Source organism: Burkholderia sp. Ac-20384, from assembly GCF_017104605.1.
GTDB classification, from domain to species: Bacteria; Pseudomonadota; Gammaproteobacteria; order Burkholderiales; family Burkholderiaceae; genus Burkholderia; species Burkholderia lata.
In genome coordinates this window covers 1-11,075 of the sequence record NZ_JAAGPE010000298.1, presented here as the reverse complement: position 1 = coordinate 11,075, position 11,075 = coordinate 1, and the positions used below count along the sequence as shown (strand labels likewise).

Sequence of the window (11,075 nt, the reverse complement as noted above, 5' to 3'; positions counted from 1 at the left end):
ATGCGCGCGTGGCTGCGGGCGTCGGCTGGCGCTACGCACTCGCGTCGCTGCACCGGCGCGGCACGGCCAGCGCGCTGCAGATCACCGCACTCGCGCTTGGCCTGATGTGCCTGCTGCTGATCGCGATCACGCGCAACGACCTCGTCGCGGGCTGGCGTCAGTCGACGCCGCCCGATGCGCCGAATCAGTTCCTGATCGACATCCAGCCCGACCAGCGTGCTGACGTCGCGGCCTACCTGACCGCGCACGGCGTGCGCGACGCGGAGCCCGCGCCGATGGTGCGCGGCCGCCTCGTCGCGATCAACGGCAAGCCGGTGAATCCGGACGCATACCCGTCCGAGGAGGCGCGCCGGCTCGTCGACCGCGAGTTCAACCTGTCCTATACGACCGAGCTGCCGTCCGACAACCGGATCGTCGAAGGCGACTGGTTCGGCACCGCGGCTACGCCGCAGATCTCGATCGAGGCCGGCCTTGCGAAGACGCTGAACGTGAAGCCGGGCGACATGCTGCGCTTCGACGTGACGGGCCTGACGGTCGACGCGCCGATCACGAGCGTGCGCAAGCTCGACTGGGGTTCGTTCCGCGTCAATTTCTTCGTGCTGATGCCGCCGCCGGTGCTGAAGGATTTCCCGGCCGTGTACCTGACGAGCTTCCATTTGCCCGCATCGAATGCCGCGCTGCTCGATCCGCTGATCGCGCGCTACCCGAACCTGACCGCGATCGACGTGGCGCCGATCCTCGCGCAGCTGCAGCGGATGATGCTGCAGGTGGTCGGGGCGGTGCAGTTCCTGTTTGCGTTCACGCTCGCGGCCGGCGTGCTCGTGCTGTACACGGCGCTTGCCGGCACGCGCGACGAGCGGGTGCGCGAGGCCGCGCTGCTGCGCGCGCTCGGCGCGTCGCGCGCGCAGGTCAACGCGGTGCAGCGCGCGGAATTCGTCGTGGTCGGCGCGCTGGCTGGTGCGCTGGCATCGGCGGGCGCGATCGCGGTCGGCTGGGTGCTCGCGTCGCGTGTATTCGACTTCCAGCTCGCCGTCGATCCGTGGCTGGTGCCGGCCGGCATCGCGGCCGGCATCGTGTGCGCCGGTGCGGCCGGCTGGCTGAGCCTGCATAATGTGCTGCGGCGCCCCGCGCTGCAGTCGCTGCGCGACGCATGAGCGTCGCCGGCAACCCTGAAGCCCCTGTTTTCCGACTATCCGTATGACCGATGTGAATGACGATGCGCCGTCGCAACCGACGGCGTTCGAGCTCGTGGGCGGCGAAGCCCGCGTGCGCGAAATGGTGGACCGCTTTTACGACCTGATGGATCTCGAGCCCGAGTTCGCGCAGATTCGCGCGCTGCACCCGGATTCGCTCGACGGTTCGCGCGACAAGTTTTTCTGGTTCCTGTGCGGGTGGCTCGGCGGCCCCGACCACTACATCAGCCGGTTCGGCCATCCGCGGCTGCGCGCGCGGCACCTGCCGTTCCCGATCGCGTCGGTCGAGCGCGACCAGTGGCTGCGCTGCATGGCGTGGGCGATGGACGACATCGGGCTGCCCGAGCCGCTGCGCGAGCGGCTCATGCATTCGTTCTACGACACGGCCGACTGGATGCGCAACCGGCCCGGTTGATCGACCGGTACGCCGCCGCCCGCGCGCGGGACGATCTGCGTCTGGGCGCGTGCGCCGCGCGGCGCGACACTGGCCGCTTCCCCCAATCGATACGAGGCTCGCCCGATGACGACACAAGCGCTGTTTCGCGAAGACGCGTACCTCACGCAATGCGATGCGGTCGTCCTGGCCGTCGGCGACGACGGCATCCGGCTCGACCGCACCGTGTTCTATCCGCTCGGCGGCGGCCAGGCCGGCGACACCGGCACGCTGACGCTGCCCGACGGCAGCACGATCGCGATTGCCGATACGCGCAAGGCCAAGTTCGACGGCGCGACCCCCGACGATGCCGTGCACGTGCCCGCACCGGGGCAGGAGGCGAGCGTCGCGGCGCTGGTGCCCGGCGCGCGCGTGGTCGCGGAGATCGACTGGCTGCGCCGCTACCGCCACATGCGGCTGCATACGGCCGCGCACCTGATGTGCGCGGTGCTGCCGTACGCGGTCGACGGCTGCAGCGTGACGGCCGACTACGTGCGGCTCGATTTCGCGACGTCCGAAGCAATCGACCGCGACGACGTCGAGCGACGCCTCGCCGGCCTGGTGGTCGGTGCGCACCCGGTCACGACCGAATGGATCACTGACGACGAGATGGCCGCGCGGCCGGACCTCGTCCGCACGATGAGCGTGAAGCCGCCGATGGGCCTCGGCCGCGTGCGGCTATTGCGCATCGAACAGGTCGACCTGCAGCCGTGCGGCGGCACGCATGTGCGCAACACGTCCGAAATCGGCGCGCTGCGGGTCGCGAAACTGGAAAAGAAGAGCGCGCGCACCCGCCGCCTCGTACTGGAGTTTGCATGACGATTGACACCACCCACGCGGGCGCAGCGGCGCTCGATCCGCAAGCGCGGGAGATTCTGGATTTCTGGTTCGGCGAGCCGGGCTCGGCCGAATTCGGGCAGGACCGCAAGGTCTGGTTCAACGGCGGCGCGGCGTTCGACGACGTGCTGCGTACTCGCTACGGCGCCTTGCTCGACGCCGCGTGCGACGGCGCTTGCGATCACTGGGCAGGCTCGCCGTCGGGGGCGCTAGCGTTGATCGTCGTGCTCGACCAGTTCTCGCGCAACATCCATCGCGGCACGCCGCGCGCGTTTGCTGCCGATCCGAAGGCGCTCGCGCTCGCGCGCCACGTCGTCGCGGCAGGCTGGGACGCGCAGTTGCCGAGCGGGCATCACCGCGCGTTTGCGTATCTGCCGTTCGAGCACGACGAGTCGGTCGAGAGCCAGCGCGAGGCCGTGCGCCTGTGCGCGGGCATCCGGGACGAAGCAGGGTGCGAGAGCTATCACCGCTTCGCGGTGCTGCATGCGGCCGTCGTCGAACGCTTCGGCCGCTTTCCGCACCGGAATGCGATTCTCGGTCGGGCATCGAGCGACGAGGAGACGGCATTTCTGCGCGAGCCCGGTTCGTCGTTCTGACGATCCGGGCAGTCTCGCGCGACAAGGGGAGGGGCAGCCCCGCGGAGTTACGCTCACGCGGGCACGGTGGCGGCAGGAAACGCCGGTCGACGGCGCGCATTTCCCGATGGCTGTTCGCGGCTCAGACGGTGGTGCTCACCGCTGCAAACCCGGCATGAGGGAGGGCAAGCACGACGCCGCGCCTCCCTGCAATTACTCCACGTGCTGTTCCGGCGTGCGTACGTACACGCGCAGCAGTTCGTCGTTGTCGCCCGGGCGTGCGCCCGTCCAGAACAGTTTCCATTCGTTGCCGGGCGCCGGATCGACGGCCCGCACGCCCTGGACGATCATCCAGGTGCAGCGCGTCGTTTTCGCGTCGGCGATCGGCGTGTGCTGGATGCCGGAGAAGTAGTACAGCATCGGCGCTTCCGATTCGCCGAGCCCGTGCAGGCTCGCCATGCAGTCGCCGTCGTTCCATTCGAGCGCGAGGTGTGCGTTCAGGTCGTCGAACACCGAGCGGTAGCTCTTCGCGACGTCGAGCCACGGCAGCAGCAGCGTGTAAATGAGCCCCCATGCGACGAGTGCGCCGGCGCCCCACGACAGCGCACCGCGCCAGACGCCCGTCGCGCGCAGCTTCGGCAGCAGCGTCAGCCAGCCGACCGTCAGCACGAGCGCACCGATCACGAGCGCGGGTTCGATCGGCATCGTCCAGTCGAGCGGCAGCCAGCGGCCGAGCAGCGCGAGATCCTTGCGCGACGCGGCCGGATCGGCCATCACCGCCCAGATTGCCCACGCGAGCGCGGCGGCCGTGCCGAACAGGATGCGGCTCAGGTAGTCCCACGCGAGATGCAGTTGACGCGGCAGGCGCTCGATGGCCTGTGCGGCGACCAGCGCGAGCGGGGCGAAGAACGGCAGGATGTAGAGCTGGCGCGACGTCGCGGACACTTGCAGCACGACGAGCCCGACGCCCGCGAACATCACGGGCAGCGCGATGCGCGGCGTGCGCCAGTCGCGCCACGCACCGCGCGCGAGCGCGACGATCGCGAGCGGTGCGACCGGGAAGCCGACGGCCAGGAACGCGCGCAGGATGAAGAACGGCTTGTCGTTTTCCGCGCCCAGTTCGGGGACGGAGAAACCGAAGAAGCGGCCGACATTGTTATCCCAGAACCACGTCATGAACAGCGTCTCGGAGCGCAGGAACAGCGCGATCGGCCAGATGAGCGCGAACGGCGCGAACACCAGTGCGGCGACGCCGAGCGAACGGGCGAACGAGCGGGTGCGGCAGGCCGGATAGAGCACCAGCGCGCCGACGAGCGTGGCCGCGAACACCAGCGGCACGAACAGCCCCTTCGTCATCAGCGCGATGCCGACGCCCGCGCCGAAGATCGGCGCGGCCCAGCGTCCCGATGGCCGGACCGGCAGCCCGTGGCGCATCTGCTGCGCGCGCGCGACGTGCTGCATCACGAGTTCGAGCAGTCCGCAGAAGGCGATTGCCGTGCCGGCGAACAGCGCGACGTCGGTCATCATGTCGTGCACGTGTTTGATGACGACGAGCGTGCCCGCGCTCAGCACGACCGGGCCGATCACGCGCAGGTCGAACCAGGAGTCCGCGCGGCTGGCGACGCGCGCCGCGCGCGCGATGAAACCGAATGCAAGTGCGGCGAACAGCGCGCTCGCGAGCCGTGCCGCGTCGTGCAGCGGCATCACGCGCTGCAGCAGCCATGCGAGGCTGGTCGCGACCCACGCGTAAAGCGGCGGCTTTTCCATGAACGGCAGGCCGGCATTGGTCGGCACGACGAAGTCGCCGGTCTCGAGCATGTGCTGGATGATGCCGAACGTGTAGGTTTCGTCCTGCTTCCACGGATCGTGGCCGAGCACGCCCGGCAGCGTATATGCGCAGATCAGCGCGGCGACGAACAGCCACGTGCGCCAGCCGAGCAGGAGCGAGCGTTCGCGCGTGGTGCTGGCTGCGGCGGTCGAGGCGACGACGGGCGTGCCGCCGGCGTCGAGCGTTGCAGTGAGGTCGGCGTCGGCGGGCGAGCGGGTGTGCGGGGCCGAAGCGGGCACAGTCGTGCGTCGCCGGCCGGGCGCTGCGGTTCCGGGCATGGAAGGAATCTCGGGTCGAGTCGAGCCGGTCCGGCGACATGGGCAGGACCGATTAGGGCCACATCAAGGGGTAACGGACAGGTGTTTATGACACCTGTCTGAATGTCCGGTAGTAGACCACGGAATTGTTACGGAGGTTTACCGTTCGTGTCACGGAATTGTGGAGATTTGTGGTGCCGAGACGACGGATTGTTTCGGGCGGCGGTTTTTGATGCGCCGCAGTGCGGAATTACCGGCCGCCGCCGACGTCGAGCAGGGCGCCCGTCGTGTAGGACGCCGCATCGCCCAGCAGCCAGACGATCGCTTCGGCGATCTCCTGCGCTTCGCCCGCGCGGCCGAGCGGCGTCGTGGCGCCGAGGCGGGCCGCACGGCCCGGCTGGCCGCCGCTCGCGTGAATTTCGGTCTCGATCAGGCCGGGCCGCACCGCGTTGACGCGCACGCCGTGCGGGCCGAGCTCCTTGGCCAGGCCGATCGTCAGCGAGTCGACCGCGCCTTTCGACCCCGCACAGTCGACGTATTCGTTCGGCGAGCCGAGCCGGGAGGCGATCGACGATACGTTGACGATCGCGCCCCCGCGGCCGCCTCGGTCGGTGGACAGCCGGCGCGCGGCTTCGCGCGCACACAGGTACGCGCCGAGCACGTTGGTGTCGAACATCCGCCGCAGCCGGTCGGCCGGCATGTCGGCGAGCGGCATCGACGGCGCGACGATGCCCGCGTTGTTGACCAGCGCGTCGACGCGACCGAATGCGGCCGTGACGGTGTCGAACATCGCGACGACATCGGCTTCGTTCGCGACGTCGCCCGCGACGACGCACGCCCGGCCGCCCGCGTCGCGGACGGCCTGCGCAGTGAGTTCGGCCGCTGCCGCGTCGCGCGCATAGTTGATGCCGACGTCCCAGCCGCGCTCGGCCGCGAGCACGGCGGTTGCGCGGCCGATGCCACGGCTCGCGCCGGTGATGAGGACGGCTTTGCGGTCGGACGGTGCGGTCATCGCGTGCGGGTTCCGGTGACGGTTACTTGGCTGCGTCGGGCGCCCACTTGTCGTGGACGGGCGGCTGGTAGCGACGCAGTCGCTCGATCAGTTCGACGGGTTCCGATTCGACGCACAGTGCGTCGAAATAGGCCGGACGCATGAAGCCCTCGTCGACCGTATGGCGCAGCAGCGCGATCAGCGGATCGTAGAACGAATCGATGTTGTAGAGCGCGACGGGCTTGCGGTGATAGCCGAGCTGCGCCCACGTGTAGACCTCGAAGAGCTCCTCGAGCGTGCCGGCGCCGCCGGGCATCGCGACGAACGCGTCGGAGAGGTCGGCCATCATTTTCTTGCGGTGGTGCATGTCGGGCACGACGTGCAGTTCCGACAGCCCCGTATGGCCGACTTCCTTGTCGACGAGCAGTTCGGGGATCACGCCGACCGCACGGCCGCCGGCCGCCATTACTTCGTCGGCGATCACGCCCATCAGGCCGACCCGGCCGCCGCCGTAGACGAGCGTGAGGCCCGCATCCACGAGCGCGCGGCCGAATGCGCGCGCGGCGTCGGCATAGACGGGCCGCACGCCGGACGACGAGCCGCAGTAAACACACACTGCCTTCATTGCTTGGAATCCTTGGCGGGGGCTTGCCCGGTGACGACCGGGCTGCCGGCGGGGCGCGGTGAACCATCGCGCGGCGGCAGGTAGTCGGTGAACTGGCGCTTCGGCAGCTTGCCGGACACCAGGTCGTCGAACAGCTGGCGCGACCGGCCGCGCAGGTACGGTGCCATTACGGAGATCACGTGCATGCTGACCTGGTGCAGTTCCTCGCGGATCGCGTCCTGGTCGTTGTATTTGCGCGGATGCATCACGTACTGATACGACAGCCAGTACGTCGAAATGACGGCCATGTTGGTGGCGATGACCTCGATCTCGGCGGGCGTCGCGACCATCTCGGTGTCGGACACGAGCAGCTCGCACATGTCGCGCGCGAAGCGCACCTTGTGGCTGATGATCTGCTTGAAGTGCGTCTCGAGCGTGCGGTTGCGGGCGAGCAGGTCGTTGAGGTCGCGATACAGGAACCGGTAGGTCCACATGAAATCGGCCATGTACTGCAGGTACGACCAGGTTTCGTCGATGGTCGGACGATGATCTTCGGGAAAGCGCAGCCGCCGTTCGATCTGCTGCTCGAACTGCGCGAAGATGCTGTTGATGATGTCGTCCTTGTTGCGGAAATGGTAGTACAGGTTGCCTGGACTGATTTCCATTTCCTCGGCGATCGTCGTGGTCGTGACGTTCGGCTCGCCGATCTCGTTGAAGAGTTTCAACGACAACTCGAGAATCCGTTCGCGGGTGCGGCGGGGAGGTTTCGCTTCCATGTCGTCCGGCCCTGTGTGTGCCGGACTGGCGGGCGCTGCAATCGATGCTGCGTGATTCGTCCGGCGCGGGTTGCTGTTCTATGTCTAGCGGACGATTATAAACCGGGGTTTCGCCACATCGGGGCATTTCGTGATCGCGGCCCCGCGCGGCGCATGGTGCAGCGCCGCACGCGGGCGGTACGACAGGTGCCCGCAGGGCAGCCGTCTAGAAGCCGAGCCAGCGTGCGACGACCGGTCCGAGCACGAAGCCCCACGTCGTCACGCATGCGAACAGCGCGACCGTCACGGCTGCGCTGCCGAGGTCCTTCGCGCGCTTCGAGAGTTCGTGGCGCTCGAGCGAGATGCGGTCGATCGCGGCCTCGACGCTCGAGTTCAGCAGCTCGACGATCAGCACGAGCAGCACCGACGCGATCAGCAGTGCACGCGAGGCGGCCGGTACCGGCGCGAACGCGCCGATCGGGAGCATCAGCGCGGCGAGCGTGAGTTCCTGGCGAAACGCGCTCTCCTCGCGGATCGCGACGCGAAAGCCGTTCAGCGAATGCTTGAGGGCGTACCAGGCGCGCGTGATGCCGCGATGGCGCTTGTACGGGTTCGGCGGCAGCGGCGCGAGCCGATCGTCGGGGCCGAGCGGCTCGTGCGCGTGCACGTCCGCATCGGCATGCGGCTCTTCCTCGTCGAACGGGCGGTGCCGTTGCGGCGTTGCGTCGGGGGGCGGGGTCTTGTCGTTCAGGTCTCGTTTCAAACGGCGGCACCTTCTGCTGGCGAGTACGCGGTCTTCGGCAGCGGCTTCAGATGCGACGCGAACTGCTCGGATGCCGCGCGCCACGAGAAGCGTTCGGCCCATGCGCGCGCAGTGGTGCGTTCGATCTTCAGCGCCTCGAGGCAGGCTTCCTGCAGGTCTTCGTGCATCGCGCCGGCGTCGCCTCCGCCGAGCACGTCGATCGGGCCTGTCACGGGATACGCGGCAACCGGCGTGCCGCAGGCGAGCGCCTCGAGCAGCACGAGGCCGAACGTGTCGGTGCGACTCGGGAACACAAACACGTCGGCCGCAGCATACACCTTCGCGAGCTCGGCCTGTGACAGCACGCCGAGATAGTTTGCTTCCGGATAGCGCGACTTCAGCTCCGCGAGCGCGGGGCCTTCGCCCGCGACCCACTTCGAGCCGGGCAGGTCGAGGCGCAGGAAGGCCTCGACGTTCTTCTCGATCGCGACGCGGCCCACGTACAGGAAGATCGGCCGCGCGGTATTGAGCACCTTCGATTCCATCGGCCGGAACACGTCGAGATCGACGCCGCGGGTCCACAGCACGACGTTCGTGAAGCCGAATTTCTCGAGGTCCTGCTTGACGACCGGCGTCGGCGCCATCACCGCGAGCGACGGGCCGTGGAACCAGTGCAGGAAGCGGTAGGTCGCGGCGAGCGGGATGCCGAAGCGCGCCTGCACGTATTCCGGAAAGCGCGTGTGGTACGCGGTCGTGTACGGCAGCTTGCGCGAACGCGCATAGCGCCGCGCGGCGAGGCCGAGCGGGCCTTCGGTCGCGATGTGCAGCGCGTCGGGTGCGAACGCATCGATCCGCGCGCGCAGCTTGCGGTACGGCAGGATCGACAGGCGGATCTCCGGGTAGGTCGGGCAGGGCACTGTGCGGAATTCCAGCGGCGTCAGCATTTCGACGCGGTGGCCGAGCGCGGTGAGCTCGCGCGACGTGCTCTTCAGCGTGCGCACGACACCGTTGACCTGCGGTTCCCACGCGTCGGTGACGATCATGATCTTCATCGCGGCGTTGTCCTGTAAGTAAGGGTGTGTCAGGCAGTGGCCTTGGCCTTGCGCGACGTGGTCTCCGTCGGTGCGCTGCGCATCACCGTCCAGTAGACGATCTTCAGTTCGCCGTCCATCGTTTCGACGAGCGCGGACAGGCTTTCGACCCAGTCGCCGTCGTTGCAGTACAGCACGCCGTCGATATCGCGGATCTCGGCCTTGTGGATGTGCCCGCACACGACGCCGTCGCAGCCGCGGCGGCGCGCCTCGTCGGTCATCACGGTCTCGAACTGCGAGATGAAGTTGACGGCGTTCTTGACCTGGTGCTTCAGGTACTGCGACAGCGACCAGTACTGGAAGCCGAGCCGGCTGCGGATCCGGTTGAACCAGCGGTTCAGCACGAGGATCAGCGTGTAGAGCGTGTCGCCGAGGTACGCGAGCCATTTCGCGTGCTGGATCACGCCGTCGAACAGGTCGCCGTGCACGATCCACAAACGTTTGCCCGCGAGCGTCGTGTGGAACGCCTCGCCGCGCACCTGGATGTCGCCGAACGCGAGATCGCAGAACTGCCGCGCGCCTTCGTCGTGGTTGCCGGGGATGTAGACGACCTGCGTGCCCTTGCGCGCCTTGCGCAGGATCTTCTGCACGACGTCGTTGTGCGCCTGCGGCCAGTACCAGCCCTTCTTCAGCTGCCAGCCGTCGATGATGTCGCCGACGAGGTACAGGTACTCCGAATCGTTGTGGCGCAGGAAGTCGAGCAGGTACGGCGCCTGGCAACCGCTCGAGCCGAGGTGGATGTCGGACAGCCAGATGGTGCGATAGCGGTGGGCAGACGAGTCGGGGTCGTCATGCTGCGCGGCGTGACCGGCTGGCGGGTCTTGCGACACCAGCCCGTCGGTTGCGGCAGAACCGGACAGGAAAGCGGTAGCGGCGCGGGCGCCGATGGGGTGACGGAACAGGGAGGTCGCGGACGTTTTCTGGCCCATGCATGACTCGCGCCGGTTGACATTACCGGCATTCCGCCATGCGGGCGTGACTGTGCCGTGACAGTCACGAGACGTTCTTATTACGACCGCTGCAGAGTGTTTAGCAGTGAATGACGGGGCGTTGTGCAACCTGCCGTACGGAACGGCCGACCGTTGTCCGGTAAGGCCGTCAGGCCGGGCGGGAGTCGCGTCGGCGAGGCGTTTTCGTCAGGCGAATGCGGTGCGTCAGCGTGGTATCGCGACGACGCGCGTACGTGCGATCCGGTCGTGCGGAAACTGGCGGCCGGCATGCAGGCCCGCGGCGCCGGCCCACACGACGATCCATGCGGCGGTGAGCGCGAGCGTGACGGGTACCGACAGTCCGAGGAGCGGATGCAGCGCGAGCGGCGGCAGGAACCAAAGCCAGCCGAGCGCATAGCGGACGAGCGCGTGGCCCGCGCTCAGCGGCTGGCCGCTCGACGATTCGAGCCGCAGCCGCCAGGTCTTCATCGGCAGTGTCTGGCCGCCGTGGGTCCAGAACCAGACGAAGTACGCGCCGACCACGAGTGCGATCCAGGCGGCGAGCAGGTTGTGATGGACGAGGCCGTTGCGTTGCTGCGTCGCGAGGCTGAACGCGAGCCCGGCGAAGAACACCACGCCGAACAGCAGCACGCCTTCGTAGAGCAGGGCAGCGAGACGCCGCCGCACGGATGGCGCGGCGGCCGGAATTTCGGGGGCGCGGGCGTGTGCCACGGGCGCTCAGGAACCCTTGAACAGCGAGGGTGCGTCGGCGGGCGACACGGGCGCCACGGCGGCCGGCGCGGATGCGGTGCCGGCCGTCGACGAGGCGGGCACCGGCGG

The 11,075-nt window shown here is 68.4% G+C and carries 12 protein-coding genes; 4 read left to right on the top strand and 8 right to left on the bottom strand.

The annotated features are described in order from the left end of the window. The 4 genes from G3O00_RS34570 to G3O00_RS34555 form a co-directional block, all read left to right on the top strand. The coding region (locus G3O00_RS34570) for an FtsX-like permease family protein (RefSeq protein ID WP_206145660.1) at positions 1 to 1,154 on the top strand (1,154 nt) is incomplete at its 5' end. 43 nt (positions 1,155 to 1,197) lie between these two features. Beyond that, the gene (locus tag G3O00_RS34565) at positions 1,198 to 1,608 is read left to right on the top strand and encodes a group II truncated hemoglobin (protein ID WP_011352727.1); all 411 of its coding nucleotides are present in this window, start codon (positions 1,198 to 1,200) and stop codon (positions 1,606 to 1,608) included. A 105-nt stretch (positions 1,609 to 1,713) separates the two neighbouring features. Continuing rightward, positions 1,714 to 2,445, top strand: a complete 732-nt coding sequence (locus G3O00_RS34560; RefSeq protein WP_206145659.1) for an alanyl-tRNA editing protein — start codon at positions 1,714 to 1,716, stop codon at positions 2,443 to 2,445. After that, entirely contained in the window at positions 2,442 to 3,059 is a 618-nt protein-coding gene (locus tag G3O00_RS34555; protein ID WP_206145658.1) for a DUF924 family protein, read from the top strand. The genes G3O00_RS34560 and G3O00_RS34555 overlap by 4 nt, the downstream gene beginning before the upstream one ends. Before the next feature lie 192 nt (positions 3,060 to 3,251). Here G3O00_RS34555 and G3O00_RS34550 read toward each other — a convergent pair whose 3' ends face one another. From G3O00_RS34550 to G3O00_RS34515, 8 genes are all read right to left on the bottom strand, one after another. Beyond that, positions 3,252 to 5,144 (bottom strand): glycosyl transferase, encoded by a 1,893-nt coding sequence (locus G3O00_RS34550; protein WP_011352724.1) that lies wholly within the window; start codon positions 5,142 to 5,144, stop codon positions 3,252 to 3,254. A gap of 229 nt (positions 5,145 to 5,373) precedes the next feature. After that, positions 5,374 to 6,135 (bottom strand): SDR family oxidoreductase, encoded by a 762-nt coding sequence (locus G3O00_RS34545; RefSeq protein ID WP_206145657.1) that lies wholly within the window; start codon positions 6,133 to 6,135, stop codon positions 5,374 to 5,376. A 22-nt stretch (positions 6,136 to 6,157) separates the two neighbouring features. Next, entirely contained in the window at positions 6,158 to 6,739 is a 582-nt protein-coding gene (locus G3O00_RS34540; protein ID WP_011352722.1) for a TIGR00730 family Rossman fold protein, read from the bottom strand. Beyond that, positions 6,736 to 7,494, bottom strand: coding sequence for a TetR/AcrR family transcriptional regulator (locus G3O00_RS34535; RefSeq protein ID WP_174942642.1), 759 nt, complete (start codon positions 7,492 to 7,494; stop codon positions 6,736 to 6,738). Before G3O00_RS34535 ends, G3O00_RS34540 begins: the two co-directional genes overlap by 4 nt. A 205-nt stretch (positions 7,495 to 7,699) precedes the next feature. Further along, complete coding sequence (locus G3O00_RS34530; RefSeq protein ID WP_011352720.1) at positions 7,700 to 8,236, bottom strand: diacylglycerol kinase; 537 nt, start codon at positions 8,234 to 8,236, stop codon at positions 7,700 to 7,702. After that, positions 8,233 to 9,267: a glycosyltransferase family 1 protein gene (locus tag G3O00_RS34525; protein WP_174935247.1), complete on the bottom strand. Its 1,035-nt coding sequence runs from the start codon at positions 9,265 to 9,267 to the stop codon at positions 8,233 to 8,235. The genes G3O00_RS34530 and G3O00_RS34525 overlap by 4 nt, the downstream gene beginning before the upstream one ends. Positions 9,268 to 9,296: 29 nt before the next feature. Then, positions 9,297 to 10,235, bottom strand: a complete 939-nt coding sequence (locus G3O00_RS34520; protein WP_206145656.1) for a UDP-2,3-diacylglucosamine diphosphatase — start codon at positions 10,233 to 10,235, stop codon at positions 9,297 to 9,299. A gap of 225 nt (positions 10,236 to 10,460) precedes the next feature. Next, positions 10,461 to 10,967: an RDD family protein gene (locus tag G3O00_RS34515; RefSeq protein ID WP_206145655.1), complete on the bottom strand. Its 507-nt coding sequence runs from the start codon at positions 10,965 to 10,967 to the stop codon at positions 10,461 to 10,463. Positions 10,968 to 11,075 lie beyond the last annotated feature (108 nt).